Annotated in this window: 13 protein-coding genes and 1 tRNA gene; 9 read left to right on the top strand and 5 right to left on the bottom strand. The window is 57.0% G+C overall.

Features of this window, described 5'->3' with window-relative positions:
* Nucleotides 1-71: 71 nt before the first annotated feature.
* From ASF69_RS19765 to ASF69_RS19735, 7 genes are all read left to right on the top strand, one after another.
* Nucleotides 72-1,046, top strand: a complete 975-nt coding sequence (locus tag ASF69_RS19765) for a sialic acid TRAP transporter substrate-binding protein SiaP (RefSeq protein WP_062589987.1) — start codon at nucleotides 72-74, stop codon at nucleotides 1,044-1,046.
* 59 nt (nucleotides 1,047-1,105) lie between these two features.
* Nucleotides 1,106-1,681: a TRAP transporter small permease gene (locus ASF69_RS19760; protein WP_062589986.1), complete on the top strand. Its 576-nt coding sequence runs from the start codon at nucleotides 1,106-1,108 to the stop codon at nucleotides 1,679-1,681.
* Between the two features lies 1 nt (nucleotide 1,682).
* Nucleotides 1,683-3,089: a TRAP transporter large permease gene (locus ASF69_RS19755; RefSeq protein ID WP_062589985.1), complete on the top strand. Its 1,407-nt coding sequence runs from the start codon at nucleotides 1,683-1,685 to the stop codon at nucleotides 3,087-3,089.
* Between the two features lie 58 nt (nucleotides 3,090-3,147).
* Nucleotides 3,148-4,197 (top strand): L-idonate 5-dehydrogenase, encoded by a 1,050-nt coding sequence (locus ASF69_RS19750; RefSeq protein ID WP_062589984.1) that lies wholly within the window; start codon nucleotides 3,148-3,150, stop codon nucleotides 4,195-4,197.
* Between the two features lie 18 nt (nucleotides 4,198-4,215).
* Nucleotides 4,216-5,412 carry a mannonate dehydratase gene (uxuA, locus tag ASF69_RS19745; RefSeq protein WP_062589983.1) on the top strand — a complete coding sequence of 399 codons (1,197 nt, stop codon included), beginning with the start codon at nucleotides 4,216-4,218 and terminating at the stop codon, nucleotides 5,410-5,412.
* Nucleotides 5,413-5,416: 4 nt separating this feature from the next.
* Nucleotides 5,417-6,844, top strand: a complete 1,428-nt coding sequence (locus tag ASF69_RS19740) for a mannitol dehydrogenase family protein (RefSeq protein WP_062589982.1) — start codon at nucleotides 5,417-5,419, stop codon at nucleotides 6,842-6,844.
* Nucleotides 6,845-7,069: 225 nt separating this feature from the next.
* Nucleotides 7,070-7,627 (top strand): HNH endonuclease, encoded by a 558-nt coding sequence (locus ASF69_RS19735; protein ID WP_062589981.1) that lies wholly within the window; start codon nucleotides 7,070-7,072, stop codon nucleotides 7,625-7,627.
* 5 nt (nucleotides 7,628-7,632) lie between these two features.
* Here ASF69_RS19735 and ASF69_RS19730 read toward each other — a convergent pair whose 3' ends face one another.
* Nucleotides 7,633-8,148, bottom strand: a complete 516-nt coding sequence (locus ASF69_RS19730; RefSeq protein ID WP_062589980.1) for a disulfide bond formation protein B — start codon at nucleotides 8,146-8,148, stop codon at nucleotides 7,633-7,635.
* 242 nt (nucleotides 8,149-8,390) lie between these two features.
* On the opposite strand from ASF69_RS19730, the gene ASF69_RS19725 reads away from it, so the two are divergent.
* A tRNA-Leu gene (locus ASF69_RS19725) sits at nucleotides 8,391-8,475 on the top strand.
* Between the two features lie 532 nt (nucleotides 8,476-9,007).
* Here the strand turns inward: ASF69_RS19725 and ASF69_RS19720 are convergent.
* The 4 genes from ASF69_RS19720 to ASF69_RS19705 form a co-directional block, all read right to left on the bottom strand.
* Entirely contained in the window at nucleotides 9,008-9,712 is a 705-nt protein-coding gene (locus tag ASF69_RS19720) for an FkbM family methyltransferase (RefSeq protein WP_062589979.1), read from the bottom strand.
* A 488-nt stretch (nucleotides 9,713-10,200) separates the two neighbouring features.
* Nucleotides 10,201-11,628, bottom strand: a complete 1,428-nt coding sequence (locus ASF69_RS19715; RefSeq protein ID WP_062589978.1) for an aldehyde dehydrogenase family protein — start codon at nucleotides 11,626-11,628, stop codon at nucleotides 10,201-10,203.
* A gap of 59 nt (nucleotides 11,629-11,687) precedes the next feature.
* Nucleotides 11,688-13,190, bottom strand: a complete 1,503-nt coding sequence (locus ASF69_RS19710) for an AMP-binding protein (RefSeq protein ID WP_062590185.1) — start codon at nucleotides 13,188-13,190, stop codon at nucleotides 11,688-11,690.
* 175 nt (nucleotides 13,191-13,365) lie between these two features.
* Nucleotides 13,366-14,385 (bottom strand): AraC family transcriptional regulator, encoded by a 1,020-nt coding sequence (locus tag ASF69_RS19705; RefSeq protein ID WP_062589977.1) that lies wholly within the window; start codon nucleotides 14,383-14,385, stop codon nucleotides 13,366-13,368.
* 126 nt (nucleotides 14,386-14,511) lie between these two features.
* On the opposite strand from ASF69_RS19705, the gene ASF69_RS19700 reads away from it, so the two are divergent.
* The gene (locus tag ASF69_RS19700) at nucleotides 14,512-16,110 is read left to right on the top strand and encodes a carboxyl transferase domain-containing protein (RefSeq protein WP_062589976.1); all 1,599 of its coding nucleotides are present in this window, start codon (nucleotides 14,512-14,514) and stop codon (nucleotides 16,108-16,110) included.
* Nucleotides 16,111-16,117: the final 7 nt, after the last annotated feature.

Genomic DNA, 16,117 nt, shown 5'->3' with positions numbered 1-16,117 from the left:
AAACCGGCGCCGTCAGGAGAGAGGGCGGTGCCGGGACAAGACGATCTGATTTCAATCCGGGAGGGAATACAATGATATCAAGATTATCCGCCTTGCTAGGCGCAACCGCTCTTGCCTTGGCCGCGGCGTGTTCGGCTCATGCGCAGACCGCGCTGAAGTGGGCGCATGTCTATGAGACGACCGAACCATTCCATACGGAATCCGTCTGGGCCGCAAAGGAGATCGAAAAGCGCACCGAAGGACGCTACAAGATCGATGTCTTCCCCGCCTCGCAGCTTGGCAAGGAAGTCGATATCAACCAGGGCCTGAAACTCGGTACGGTCGATATGATCATCTCGGGCTCCAGCTTCGCCGCCCGCGACTACAAGCCCATCGGTGTCACCTATTTCCCCTATATCTTCCGCAGCCCTGAGCATCTGATCGCCTACACAAAGAGCGATGTCTTCAAGCGGCTCGCCAAGGGTTATGAAGACAAGACCGGCAACGTCATTACGGCAGTCAGCTACTACGGAACACGCCATACGACAGCCAACAAGCCTATCGCCAAATGCGGCGATCTTGCTGGCGTGAAGATGCGTGTGCCAGATGTTCCCGCCTATCTCGCAATGCCACGGGCCTGTGGTGCAAACACCACGCCGATTGCCTTTGCCGAGGTCTATCTGGCGCTGCAGAACGGCACCGTCGATGCGCAGGAAAATCCGCTGACAACAATCGAGGCGAAGAAATTCTTCGAGGTCCAGAAGAACATCATTCTGACCGGACACATCGTTGATCATCTCAATACGGTCGTTTCCAAGAGCCGCTGGGCAAGCCTTTCGGACGAGGACAAGAAGATCTTTGTCGAGGTGATGCAGGAAGCGGCAACCAAGACGACCAAGATCATCGAGGAACGGGAAAACAAGCTGGTCGATGATTTCAAGGCGCGCGGTCTTTCGGTGACGGAAGTCGACAAGGCCGATTTCGAGAAAAACGTGCTGGAAAAGGTGAAGTTCGAGGACTTCGGTTATGACAAGGCCGATTGGGAAGCCATTCGCGCCATTCAATAGACCGCATCCGGCGCGGTCTTCGGATCGCGCCGCCCTTTCTTCTCAGCCGGGACAATTCAATGTCGAAGGAACTTCACACTCAGGTGACGCCTGAGGAACTCGCCCATACATTCGATGAGGCGCCGCCTGATACGGATCTCTCTGTCTATTCGTTCGAAGACTGGATTACGCTTGCCCTCTTCTGGGTCATGACGGGCTGCGTGTTCCTGCAGTTCTTCACGCGCTATGTGCTCAATGACAGCTATGCATGGACCGAGGAAATCGCCGTCAATTGCCTGATCGGCGTCGTCTTCATGGGCTCCGTGATGTGCGTGCGCCTGTCACGCCATATTCAGGTGGACGTGCTCTATCACTACCTGCCACCCCATGTGACGCGGATCATGTCGCTTGCCGTGGATGTGCTGCGGATGGGCTTCTTTGCCTATGCATCCTGGCTGATGTGGCGGTATCTCGATATTGTCGCGGATGAGGAGATGGTAACGGTGGCCTTGCCGCGCGGCATCGTCTTCTACACGGTCTTTGCTGCATTCGTGCTGATGTTCCTGCGGTCCATTCAGGTCTTCGTCGCCAATCTGCGGCGTGGTTATTCCGTTCTGGAACGGCCTGAAGAGTTTCAAAGCGTGGAGGAAGTATAAGATGCTGGTTCTTATCGGTTCCTTCCTTCTTCTGATGGTCATCGGCCTTCCCGTCGCCATTTCCATGGCTGTGTCATCGCTGCTCTATATCGTGTCCTACAACGTCGCTCCCGATATCATAGCGGCGCAGCGTATGATCGCGGGTGTCGAAAGCTTTCCGCTGCTTGCGGTGCCATTCTTCATCCTTGCGGGAAATCTGATGAATGTTGCGGGCGTTACCGGCCGCATCTACTCCTTCGCCGTCGCCCTTGTCGGATGGATGAAAGGCGGGCTGGCGCAGGTCAACATTATCGGTTCGGTGATTTTTTCCGGCATGTCCGGAACAGCCCTTGCCGATGCGGCCGGTATCGGCACCATCGAAATCAAGGCCATGAAGGACCATGGATACCCGGTTGAGGCTGCCGTCGGCGTCACCGCCGCCTCGGCCACACTCGGTCCAATCTTTCCGCCGTCCCTGCCATTCGTGATCTATGGAATGATGGCGAATGTCTCGATTGGCGCGCTGTTCATGGCTGGCATCGTTCCCGGTGTCGTCATGACGCTGTTGATGATGATCACCGTGGCCGCCTTCGCATATGTCAAGAATTGGGGTTCGGACACGCCATTCAGCCTGAAGACGATTTTTGGCGCCTCGCTGGAGGTGCTGGTCGTCATGATGGTGCCTGTCGGCATTTATCTGCTGACAATGCTGGGCATGTCGCTGAACCTTGCAATCGTCATCGTGCTTGCAGTTCTGATCGTCTGTGACTGGTATTTCGACTTTTCTGCCGTGATGGCTTTGATGACCCCGGTCATCCTGATCGGCGGTATGACGATGGGATGGTTCACGCCCACCGAAGCGGCGGTTGCCGCGGTCTTGTGGTCGCTCTTTCTCGGTCTCGTCCGCTACAGGACCATGACGCTCAAAACATTGGCAAAGGCGACTTTTGAGACGATCGAAACGACGGCCTCCGTGCTCTTCATCGTCGCGGCAGCTTCCGTCTTCGCGTGGCTTTTGACGGTCAGTCAGGCGGCGCAGGTTCTATCGTCAGCAATCCTTACCCTGACGGACAGCAAGTGGATATTCCTCGTGCTCGTCAATCTGCTGATGCTGTTTGTCGGGTGCTTCCTCGATACGATTGCCGCAATCACCATTCTGGTGCCGATCCTGCTGCCGCTCGTTCTGCAGTTCGATATCGACCCGGTGCATTTCGGGCTGATCATGACGCTGAACCTGATGATCGGCCTTCTGCATCCACCGCTGGGAATGGTGCTGTTCGTGCTGTCGCGCGTCGCGCGGCTATCGGTGGAACGCACGACGATGGCCATTCTTCCCTGGTTGGTGCCACTCTTCGTGGCGCTCATCCTCATCACCTTCGTGCCAGCCATCACGCTGTGGCTGCCGACGGAAATGGGGTTGATCCGCTAAGTCATCACCCCGCGCGACCATTTGCGCGGGATTTCCCACCCATACGAGAGTGAAGTGCATGTTGACCCGCGTGGCGCGTCTTTACGGCAAACAGGACATCAAGGTCGAAACACAGGACGTCAGGCAGCCCGGCGTCGGGGAGGTGCTGCTGCGCATGGCCGCAGGCGGCATCTGCGGCTCTGATCTGCACTATAATCAGGATGGTGGTTTCGGCCCCGTCCAGGTGCGAGAACCAATCATTTCCGGCCACGAAGCATCTGGATATGTCGAGGCACTGGGGGAGGGCGTAAGTGGACTGGCGATTGGCGCGCTTGTTGCGGTCAACCCGTCCCAGCCGTGCGGCCAGTGCCATTACTGTAAATCCAACCTGCCGATCCATTGTCTCGACATGCGTTTCATGGGCAGCGCCATGCGCCTGCCGCACGAGCAGGGCATGTTCAGGGACTGGCTTGTGGTGCCGGCAGAACAATGTTTTGCTTTCGCGAACAATTCCACCTCCGCCGAAGCTGCCTGTGCCGAGCCATTGGCCGTTTGCCTCCATGCCGTTGCGCAGGCGCATGACGTGGCTGGCAGCCGTGTGCTGGTGACCGGGGCGGGCCCGATTGGCCTGTTGACGGTGGCTGCCGCACGGCACGCCGGTGCCGGAGAGATTGTCGTAACCGATCTTGCCGATGCGGCTCTTTCACGTGCTGTTGCCATGGGCGCAACCCGCACAATTAACGTGCTGACCGATCCGCAAGGGCTTGCACCATTCCAGGAAGGCAAGGGCAGTTTCGATATTGTCTTCGATTGTTCCGCTGCCTGCCCTGCCCTGCGCTCTGCATTCGCTGCAATAAGACCGCGCGGCACGATTGTGCAGGTGGGCGTGACCGGAGACATGACCATCCCGCTCAATGCTCTCGTCGGCAAGGAAATCGTCTGGCGCGGCTCCCAGCGTTTCGATCAGGAATTTGCGCTTGCCGTCAAACTCATTTCGGACCGCACCATCGACGTGCGGCCCATCATTTCCCACGCGTTTCCACTCGAAAGCGTTGCCGAGGCGTTCGAACAGGCAGGCGACAGATCCGTCGCCTGCAAGGTGCAGATCCTCCTCGGCGGCTCGAACTGATATCTGAAGGACATAGACATGAAGCATACCTGGCGCTGGTTTGGGCCAATTGACAAGGTAACGGTGCGGGATGCGGCACAGGCCGGTGCCGAGGGCATCGTCAGTGCGCTGCACCATATTGCCACCGGTGCCGTATGGCCGGTGGATGAGATCGAAAAACGACATCGGGACATAAAGGCGGGTGGCCTTTACTGGGATGTGGTGGAAAGCGTGCCGGTGTCGGAAGACATCAAGACCCAGACCGGAGACTGGAAAGCCCATATCGTCAACTGGCAGGAAACTTTGCGGCGGCTTTCCCGAAGCGGCATTCGCACCGTGTGCTACAACTTCATGCCGATACTGGACTGGACACGCACCGACCTGCGCTGGGAAACCCGCCACGGGGCCAAGGCGATGCGTTTCGACCTGACCGATTTCGTTGCCTTTGATATCCACATTCTCAAAAGGCCGGACGCGAACTATGATTACCCGGAATGGCTGATCGAGGCCTCCGCCAAACGCTTTGCCGAATTGAGCGGCGACAGGATCGCTGCTCTTGGCAAAAACATCGGTGCCGGTCTGCCGGGTTCTGCCGATGGCTACACGCTGGAACAGCTGCTGGAGAAACTCAGAACCTATCAGGGCATCGATCGCGAGAGGCTCCAGTCCAATCTGGTCGATTTCCTGTCGCAGGTCGTGCCTGTGGCCGAGGAGGTGGGGATCAACATCTGCGCCCATGCGGATGATCCACCATGGCCCTTGCTGGGCTTGCCGCGTATCCTGTCGACAGAGGCCGATTATGCGCACATGCTTTCCAAGGTCGATAGCAGAGCCAACGGCGTGACCCTGTGTACCGGTTCATTGGGCGCCCGTCCGGACAATGATTTGCCGCAGATCGCGAGACGATTTGCTGACCGCATTCATTTTGTGCATCTGCGCAATGTCACGCGTGATACGGAGGCCGTTCCATGCTCTTTCTTCGAGGATGAACATCTGGAGGGGGCAACGGACATGGTCGCCGTCATCGCCACATTGCTTGAGGAGGAAAAGCGCCGACGTCTGGAAGGGCGCGAAGACCACCGTATTGCCATGCGGCCGGACCATGGGCAGGAAATCCTCGATGATCTCACGCGCGGCGCGCAACCCGGCTATCCCGCCATTGGGCGTCTCAAGGGGCTTGCGGAACTCCGCGGCATAGAGCGCGCCCTTCTTCATCCTCACTACGGTCGAGTATAGGCCCATGGACACGCTTTCGAATTCTACCGTTTTGCCAAATGCGGTCTTGTCGCCTTCATTTAACCGGCGCGAACTTAAACCCGGCATCGTCCATATCGGGCTTGGAGCATTTCATCGCGCCCATCAGGCGGTCTATACGCAGCGCGCGCTGGAAAAGAGCTTTGGGCCATGGGGTATTGTTGCGGTCAATTTGCGCTCCCCAGAACCCGTTCGTGCACTGGAAAAGCAGGATGGTCTCTATTCAATCATCGTGCGCAGTGCCGAAGGTGATAGAGCAGAGGTTATCGGCACGACAGTCGACTGGCTTTGTGCCGCTGAAAGACAGCAGGACGTACTGGACTATTTGTCAAACCCGGATATCCGCGTCGTGACGCTCACAGTGAGCGAGAAGGCCTATGGCCTCGATCCGATGACAGGTGGTCTTGATTTCCATCACCCAGCAGTGGCGGCCGATATCGCGCAACCAACCAGGCCGCAAGGCGTCATCGGTTTTCTCGTCGAGGGCCTCTTCAGACGTTGGGAGAGGGGGATTGATCCCTTTACGGTCCTGTGTTGTGACAACCTGCCCTCCAACGGCAGGGTGGTGCGTCGTCTGGTGCTGGAGATGGCATGCAGACGGGATCAGGCCCTGGCAAACTGGATAGAGAGCCATGGAAAATTCCCGTGCAGCATGGTGGATCGCATCGTCCCGGCAGCAACGGACGAAACACGCGACCGCGCCGCCGCACTGCTGGGTGCTGAGGACCGGCTGGCAATCGAGACGGAACCATTCATGCAATGGGTCATCGAGGATGATTTCGTTTCCGGCAGGCCCGCATGGGAAGAGGCGGGTGCGGTATTTGCCGATGCCGTTGCGCCTTACGAAGACATGAAGCTGCGTCTGCTCAACGGTTCTCACACGCTCATCGCCCATCTGGGTATTCTACACGATCTCGAATTCGTGCGCGACGTGATGGCCGTCCCCGAATTCGTTGAGATCGTCCAGCGCCATATGGAGGCGGCAACCGCTACCCTGGGCGCCGTGCCCGGCATCGATCTTCCCGCCTATAAACATCAACTGCTGGAACGCTTTGCCAATCCGACGATTGCGCATCGCAACGCGCAGATTGCGATGGACACTAGCCAGAAGCTGCCGCAACGTATTCTTGCCGCAGCTGCAGAAACGTTGAAGGCTGGTGGAGAGGCAAGGGAATTTGCCTATGTTGTCGCGCTCTGGATTGCCTCAATCCACAAGCGCGGTGATCTGAACGACCCGCGTCGCGACGAAATCCTCGCCGCAATCCGGCAGGCAGACCGGCAGGATACCTCCGCCCCCCTGTTTTCCATCACAGGACTTTTCCCTCAGGAACTGATCGAAAATCGAGGCTGGCGCGATCTTGTCAATCGCGAACTTGCCAGCTTCGATATGACGGCCGACGTCGAAAAAACCTGAGGCGACCTGGGAGGCTCAATGGCGGGAATTGTTGATTGCTAATTCCCGCGCGAGTGGCGTTCTTGAAGATATTGACCTAGTGGAAGCGGCCTGCGGGCAAGCGCTGTTTTATGGCCGAATGCCTGAAATAAGCCTTTCTTTTAGCACTTCATTTATGGGCTTCACAATCCTGTAACAACAGACCTAATATACAGGTGCAGATGCCGAATCGATCAGGAGACGCCCTTGACGATTGCAGTTTCACCACAGGCCCTGCCCGCGCTCGTTTTGAACGCAGACTACAGGCCGCTGAGTTATTATCCCTTGTCGCTCTGGTCCTGGCAGGACGCGATCAAGGCCGTGTTTCTTGACCGTGTAAACATCATCGCAGAATATGATCACGCGGTGTGTTCACCAAGCTTTTCCATGAAGCTGCCAAGTGTTGTCAGCCTCAAGACCTATGTCCAGCCAACCCGAAATCCGGCTTTCACCCGCTTCAACGTCTTCCTGCGCGACAAGTTCGAGTGCCAGTATTGCGGCTCAAAGGACGACCTGACCTTCGATCACGTCATCCCGCGGGCACATGGCGGCGAAACGACCTGGCACAACGTTGTCGCGGCCTGCTCGCCCTGCAATTTGAAAAAAGGAAGCAAGCTGCCCCGGATTGCCGGAATGTTTCCTAGTCAGAAGCCCTACCAGCCAACCGTTCAGGACCTGCATAACAATGGGCGTTCTTTCCCGCCCAATTATTTGCACGAAAGCTGGATGGACTATCTGTACTGGGATACCGAACTGCAGCCATAAGAGCCTCAGGCGGTCTTGCGGCTCGCTCCGAAGAACGCGATGGCTGCAAGAATGACGCTTGCAATCACGTTCCATCCGGCAAAGGAAAGGCCAAGGACGCGCAGTGCAGCGTCGTTGCACGATGGCGGCTTTACAGCGTTGAGGTCATTCAAGAGGTTTCCGGCATTCGTGGTCAATGAAGGCGCTCCGGTCGAGCAGGTAATGGGCCCTGGCCAGAAGCCCCATTCAACACCGGAATGATAAACACCAAGACCGGCGCCGATCAGCATCGCGATCCCGATCAGGACAAGCGCGGACCGTGTCAGCCATGACGGCAATTTGAACATGGCCGCCGCAATCGCCAGAATTCCGACGGGTATCGCATAATAATAGGGATCGCGCTGCAACAGACATAGCGCACACGGTGTATATCCGCCGATATGCTGGAACCCAAGTGCAGAGCCCACCGTGAAAATCATTCCGACGGTAACCAGAACCGCCGAAATTGTTCGGTTCTTCTCTGCGGAAACTGCACTTTCCATCTATAATTCCTCACTCTACGCGGCCTTGGGACCGCCCATGATATGACCCAGCGAAGCGGCCCGAACTGAAAACGCTCCATAGCCTCTAATCCAGTCCAGCGACGCTTGCAATTCGCACCTTCGTCAACAATTCAAGCGCTGTACGTGGTGTCTCCTAAGCGCACTAATTTTGCAAAAATAAGTTGACCTCCCATGGCTTGTTCGTATAGTCCGCGACATACCAAGATGTAAGCATCCAAAGTGCCCCTTTGGCGGAATTGGTAGACGCGCCTGACTCAAAATCAGGTTCCGAGAGGAGTGCTGGTTCGATTCCGGCAAGGGGCACCACTACAGCTTGAAATCCATTGAAATCGTTGTGCTTTTAACGTTTTTTTGTCCCGCCTCTAACCGACCCCTGATCGCGTGGGACATTTTCAGGGCTGAGGTGTCCGACACCAGCGACAGCATTTTTGGCGATGTATTCTCCGTCATGCTGACCCTAAACAACAACATTCCAGCGGTTTTTCAGATGCTATCAAAGTGTCTGTCGGCCTGGATGAGCCCTCACGGGAATGGGTCTTTCACAAAGTTGTTGACTTCCAGCACTTGAGCCGACTTGCAAATTGTTAAACTCCATCCGCGGTATGACAGATTAAGCCTCAAGCATGGATGCGGTCACGAGCGGCACGGGGGCAACTCAGAAAAATCCACACGGCAGTTCAGTACCTGGATCCATATGATGCGCTCTGGGATACGGGCCCGCGACCTCATTAGCGCTGCTTTCCCGGGAGGTGCTTGCCGCGCTACAGTATTGTCCGCGCCGGAAGTAGCGATGTTGACGGACGTGTTAGGGCTTTCGATTTAACCCTTAACAATCGCGTTACAGCGATCTTGAGAAGTGCGCGGTCTTGCGGTCAACAGCATTTTTCGAAAATCCTTGAGCGATCAGGAAGGCAGACACCTGTTCGACTTTGTCCTCACCGATGATGTGCGGATGAAGCTCAACAATGATATCACGAACAGTGTGCATATTCGCACCGACAAGCAGTTCATGCTCGGCTCCTTCGACATCGATAATGAGTATGTCAGGCGACCTGAGTTCCAAAACAGTGTTGAAAGCAATGCTGCTTACATTGAAACGCTTGCTCGGTGTATCGCGCTCAAACGCACTGGACGAGATGATATTTTCTGCTGCATGGAATTCCAAGTCCCGACCATCTTTGGTCACGGCCTTCATGGTCAGATGAGGATGTATGTCGTTTAGCGCGTAGTTTTCTCTGATTATCGGCTCAACTAGGGGGTTCGCCTCATAAGTGAACACGCGCTTTTCACCACATATTTTAGCCGCAAGCATGGATATAAACCCCATTCCCGTGCCTAACTCTACCACGACCGAATGAGGCGTCACCGTTTTGAGCAACAGGTTCCTCTCCGTGTCCTCGTAAACGTCTTTAAACATCAAGCGGCGGAGGTAAGCAGGCACTCGCCTTTCATCGGAAATAAGCCTTATTCCGTCAATTTTGACGGTTTTTGCGTTCACCAGTTTTCTTGCTCGGGCTTTCAGCGATCGTATCAGTTTTTTCATTTGGGCCTCTGATCATCTTGGAACTGTTCATATTTGTTGTTGTAGCGTTTCGCTAGACTTTACAGAGGCGTCAATGAAACATGTGTTCGCAGCAATCTCTATATTGCGCTTGATTTCCTGCTAATTACAGCCGCCTGTGGCGACGCAGATTAAGAGTGAGAATACAATTGAGGACGCAGGCAAAGCGAAGCGAGGCCCCTTATCCATAAGCGGGTTATGTTTCACAGATCGTCGCCATGATAGACACCTGCCTGCTAGCCTGCGTCCACTGGATTGTCTTAGCCGTCTAGCCGCGTGATGGCGGTCATTGGCATCAGGCTTTTGCTACCAAACGGCTGTCAGGTTGGGCAATGTGAAAACTACTTTTTTCTCCGTCGCATGACAAACAGGTCACCTTGGAAATGCACGTCCACGGACAAGCGTCCCCACCCAAGGAGGAAAACGTTTGGAAGCGGCACATTCATGCGCCGCTCCAGAGGCCTCAACCTTTACGCGGCTGCGTTGATGACCAGTGTTTGCGAATTGGTATATTCACTCAAGCCGTCGAGCGCGTTTTCTATCCCGATACCCGATTGTTTGTGGCCGCCAAAGGCGACGTGGGGTGAGAAACTGTGGATTTCGTTTACCCAGACGGTGCCTGCCTCTATCCGCTCGGCAATGCTGCGTGCCTTGACCACGTCCTTGCCCCAGACGGAGGCCGCCAGGCCGTATTCTGTGTTGTTGGCGCGGTCGATGACGTCGTCGAGATCCTTGAACTTGAGAAGAGGCAGGACGGGACCGAAGGCTTCTTCGACCACCACTCGGCTGTCTTCTGGTGGATTGTCGATGATCGTCACGGGGACAAAGAAGCCTTTGCCTTGCCCGATATCGCCGCCCAGCAGGAAACGCAGTCCCTTGTCTTTTGCGTCTGCCAGAAGGTTTTTGAGTTTTTCAAACTGCATCCGATTCTGGATCGGGCCAAGATCCGTGCCCTGGTCGGCGCCATCGCCCACTTTCACGGTTCTGGCATAGGCCACCAGCGCCGCTGCCAGTTCATCGTAGATATCCTCATGGATATAGAGCCGCTTGGCAGCCACGCAGAATTGGGCGCTGTTCTGGAAGGCGGCCCAGAATAGTTTTTCAGCTGTTTTCTCGATGTCTACGTCAGGCAGAACGATGGCCGGGTCATTGCCGCCGAGCTCCAGCGTGATACGCTTGAGGTTTCCGGAACACGCTTCCATGATCTTGCGTCCAGTGGCTGTGGAACCGGTGAAACTGATCTTGCTGATGTCCCTATGCTGGGTCAACCAGGAGCCGAGCTCGTTGCCGCCCGATACGATGTTGAGCACGCCCGGAGGGAGAATGTCGCGGACAATCTCACCCAGTTTCAGTGTGCACAAAGGGGTGTAAGGCGATGGTTTGAGGACCATGGTGTTGCCGGCAACCAGCGCAGGTGCAATCTTCCACACGGCAAGGAGGATCGGGAAATTCCATGGGGTGATGCCACCGACGACGCCGAGCGGAACGCGCCTTGTTTCCACTGTCCGGTCATTGGTTTTCTCGACGACGTGTAGGGGCAGCTCCTGCTTGGCAATTTCCCGGCACCAGATGGAAGATCCGCCGACCTCCCATTCAGCACCTTTGAACGCTTTTCCCTGTTCCCGCGTCAAAAGCCGCATGAAATCGGCCGCATGGGCTTCGATGGCATCGCCAAGACGTGCAACAAAGGCCTGCCGTTCGGCCAAGGGGCGTTTCGACCACGCGGGGAAGGCAGCTTTGGCTGCGGAAACGGCTGCTTCCAACTGTTCGCGGCTGGCGTCAGGTGCCGTTGCGATCACCTCCTCCGTTGCGGGATTGAATACCTCGAATGTCGACGCGGCCGTGACTGCCTTGCCGTCGATGGTCATCGTATAGTCTGCATTGAAATTCACGGACATGATGGAACCTCCCATTCCCCGCGCATGGACGCGCACATAGTGATGAAGGCAAAGCGCCGTCAGACGCTTGCCTGAGCTTCTCGAAGCGAACGGCGTAGAATTTTTCCGGTGCTGTTTTTAGGAAGATCCTCAACGAAAATGACCTTTCGCGGAATCTTGTAGGATGCCAGATGCTTGCGGCAGTGGGCGATCAGGTCTTCTTCACTCAAGACCGCATTGCGGTGGGGCACGACGAAAGCCTGGGCGATTTCGCCCTTCTCCTCGTCGGCGGTGCCGGCAACGGCGACCATTGCGACAGACGGGTGCATGGCAATGACCTGCTCAAGCTCAGCAGGATAGACGTTGTAGCCAGCGGTAATGATCATGTCTTTCTTGCGGTCGACGATGAAGATGAAACCGTCCTTGTCAGCACGTGCAATATCGCCGGTCGCAAGCCAGCCCTGCGCATTGATGGTTTCTTTTGTGGCAACTTCGTTGCGCCAGTAGCCCTTGGTGACCATAGTACCGCGCACCATGAGTTCACCTGCTGCACCCGGTGCTGAGTCGCGCGACGAATCCTCCAGATCCGCAATACGTGTCTCAAAGCCGGGCATCGGCAAGCCGATGGAACCGGGTCTCGGGCTCCAGTATGGCGAATGGGTAACGGCAGGCCCTGCAACTTCTGTCATGCCCCATAGTTCCAGAAGCGGGCATCCAAAGCGGCTTGTGACGGCATTTATCTTGGCGGTCGGCATGGTCTGGCCGCCGACGGTGCACCGTGTCAGACTGCTCAAGTCGGCATCGCCGATACTGGGGTGGGCCAACATCTGGTAGAACATGGTCGGCACCCCCTCGAAAAGGGTCGCCTTTTCCTCGCCGATGAGGCGCAACGCCTCAGCTGCATCGAAGCGCGGCGTTGTAATCAGCCGCGAACCGACCAGAAACGTCGCATTCATGACGATGTTTCCGTAAACATGCGGGAAAGGCAGGGACGTCAACACCGCATCGCCTTCATGGCGGACATGGATCGTGGCGGTTCCCGAAAGGCTAGCGAAAAGGCCTTCATGGCTCATGGTTGCGCCCTTGGGCCGACCGGTCGTTCCGGACGTATATCCGATGGTAAAGAGGTCTTCCGGATTGCGCTCTACGGGTAACATGTAGTCACCGTCGAGAAGGCGGGTCAGTTCTTCGGCCTCCGGCGCCTCGCCAAGCGTGTAAACCTGGGCTCTCGTCTTGAAAGAGGCACGACGTTCCGCCGGAACGATCAGGGCAGTCGCTTCGGAGTCCTCTACGATATAGGAGACCTCTTCGGCGCTGAGGAGGAAATTTGCAGGCACGACGACCCCACCCAGCCTGGCTATTGCGTGATAGGCAACCACCCATTGCCAGCCGTTGGGCAGATGCAGGACGATCCGGTCGCCCGCCTTCAGGCCGCGTGCCGCAAATGCGCCAGCCATGCGTCCAGCCAGATCATCGATCTCCCGAAAGCTCAGGGAGCGCAGACCTGGCAAGGTCAATGCGGTCTTTTCACCGAATTTCAGGGCGGCCCTATGGGCCAGGTCGCTCACACGGGATTGCAGCATTGGCGCACCACCGCGGCATTGAATTCGATCATCCAGGTCCCCTCCCATCAGCGCCCCGTCCCACCGGGTTGCGTCTTGATCTTCGGGAAAGCTATAGGCGAACAGGCATCAAATCCTGCCAAAGAATTGACGCATTGAGACAACTGCAGGGAGGCATTGCGATACCATGCAGCTTTCAAGCCTTGGCGTGCACCGACCTGCCCTGACGGGCGTTGACAGCATAAGCGCGTGGGGTTTGGCCGCTCCAGGATTTGAACGCCCGCACAAAACTTGCCTCGGCGTCGAAACCGCATTCGCGCGCGATTCGCTTGATCGGCCATGGTGTCGAGGCGAGCAGTCGTTCCGCCAGACGGCGGCGCGAAAGATCCTTCAGAGCCTGAAACGAGGTCCCTTCCTGCTTGATGTGCCGGTGCAGGCTGCGGGTCGACAGGTTCAGCTTCTCGGCCAGTTCATCGGCACTCGCCGCAGGCATATCGCCCAGCAAGCGCAGGATTTCACGAGACAGGAGACGGTCACGGCGATACTGGCGCACCATCAACGGCAGCGGGCGGCGCAGCATCTGCCTCAAGGCGGCATCGTCGCGAAGGACTGGCAGAGCCAGATAGGCCGCGTCGAAACGAAGAGTCGTGAGTTCTGCTCCGAACGAGGCAGGTCCATCGAACAGATAGCGGTAGCTTTCAGCATGGGCCGGTGCCGCAAAGGGAAACTCGACATCGATCAGGGGTATGCGCGTGTCGCCGAGCCAGGAGGCCACACCTTGCAGATTGCGCAGCAGGCTTACCAGGCAAAACTCTCTCAGAATGCCAAGGTCGCGCTTCTCTTCGATCCGAACCTCAGCCAGATGTCTGTCGGCTTTGAGGCTGAGTTCAACATCCTGCGCTATGAGGTTGTGATGGCGGCACCAGCGCGCGATGGCTATGCCGAGAGTGGCGGAGGGCAGGGAGGCGCGGCACAACATGCCGTAACTTCCCCAGGGCAGCCGTCTGGAAAACCAGCCAAGCGCCTCGTCGTCCAGCTCCCGCATGGCGTGGTTTGAGAGGCGCTCAAGCTGGTCCGCCGTAATCCTGCTGTCCGGATGAAGTTCACCAGGCGTCAGAACGGCTGCGTCAAGTGCTTCCTGCGGGTTCATGCCCCGCATGTGATAGGCGGAAACAATGGCCGAGGCAAAGCCGGACGGCGTTCTTGCATGGGTCATCAACCCTTACCCCCTTGGCACTATCCATCAATTCTTTGACGGGATTTGAGTATCTTGAAACGTTAGATTACGCGAAAGTCAATAATTGCCGGCGCGGGGGAACGCCTGCAGTAGAGGAGGCCGGACGTGAACCCTTTGTCAACAAGCATCAACTCCGCTTCGGCAGAATTTCGCGCCAATGCGCAGGCGATGGCCGATGCGGTTGCCGATCTCGTTGATAAAACGTCGCAGGCGGCCTTGGGTGGCGGTGACGTCGCGCGCAAACGCCACACAAGCCGCGGGAAGATGCTGCCGCGCGAACGCGTTGATCGCCTGCTGGATGCGGGATCGCCATTTCTTGAAATCGGTCAGCTCGCAGCGCACGGACTGTATGACGGTGAAGCCCCGTCTGCCGGCATCGTGGCAGGCATAGGCAATGTCGAAGGCCGCCGATGCATGATCATCGCCAACGACGCGACCGTCAAGGGCGGCACCTATTACCCTATGACAGTCAAGAAGCATCTGCGTGCCCAGAAAATTGCCGCAGAAAATCGACTTCCCTGCCTTTATCTCGTGGATTCAGGTGGTGGTTACCTGCCTCTGCAGGACGAATTCTTCCCGGACGAAAATCATTTCGGCCGTATCTTCTATAATCAGGCACAGATGTCGGCGGCAGGGATCGCCCAGATCGCCGTTGTCATGGGCTCCTGCACGGCGGGTGGGGCCTATGTTCCCGCCATGAGCGATGAGACGGTCATCGTTCGTGAGCAGGGCACCATCTTCCTGGGAGGGCCGCCTCTGGTAAAGGCGGCGACGGGTGAAGTCGTCACGGCTGAGGATCTTGGCGGTGGAGACGTGCACACCCGCATCTCCGGTGTTGCCGACCATCTTGCTGAAAACGATGCGCACGCTCTCCACATTGCCAGACGCATCGTTTCGACATTGCCAGAGCAGAACAGTGCCGCCGCACCATTTGAGGAGCCGATCTATCCCGCCGAAGACCTCTACGGCATCATTCCCTCGGATACACGCAAACCATATGACGTGCGCGAGGTCATTGCCCGTCTGGTCGACGGCTCCTGCTTCGATGAATTCAAGGCGCGATATGGCACCACGCTGGTGACGGGATTTGCCCGGCTCTATGGGATGCAGGTCGGCATCATCGCCAATAATGGCATTCTATTCGGTGAAGCGGCTCTGAAGGGCGCGCATTTCATAGAGCTTTGCGTGCAGCGCCGCATTCCCCTGCTGTTTCTGCAGAATATTACCGGCTTCATGGTCGGTCGCGCCTATGAGAACGAGGGCATCGCCAAGCACGGGGCCAAACTTGTGACAGCTGTCGCCACAGCGGCGGTTCCCAAGCTCACGCTCGTCATTGGCGGAAGTTTTGGCGCCGGAAACTATGGCATGTGTGGACGTGCCTATAGTCCGCGTTTTCTCTGGATGTGGCCCAATGCGCGCATCAGCGTCATGGGTGGGGAGCAGGCCGCATCCGTTCTTGCAACGCTTCGTCGTGACGGCGCCGCCGCCAAGGGAGAGACATGGCCTGCGGAAGAAGAAGATGCGTTTAGAAACAATATCCGTGACCAATATGAACGGCAGGGCCATCCCTATTATTCGACCGCGCGGATGTGGGACGATGGCATTATTGACCCCGCCCAGACCCGTCGCGTTCTTGGCCTTTCGCTTTCGACCGCGCTGAACGCGCCGATTGGCGAAACGCGCTTCGGCCTTTTCCGCATGTGAGGTTCCC

This window comes from Rhizobium sp. Leaf311 (genome assembly GCF_001423445.1).
Lineage (GTDB): Bacteria > Pseudomonadota > Alphaproteobacteria > Rhizobiales > Rhizobiaceae > Agrobacterium.
This window is presented reverse-complemented; position numbering and strand designations above follow the sequence as displayed.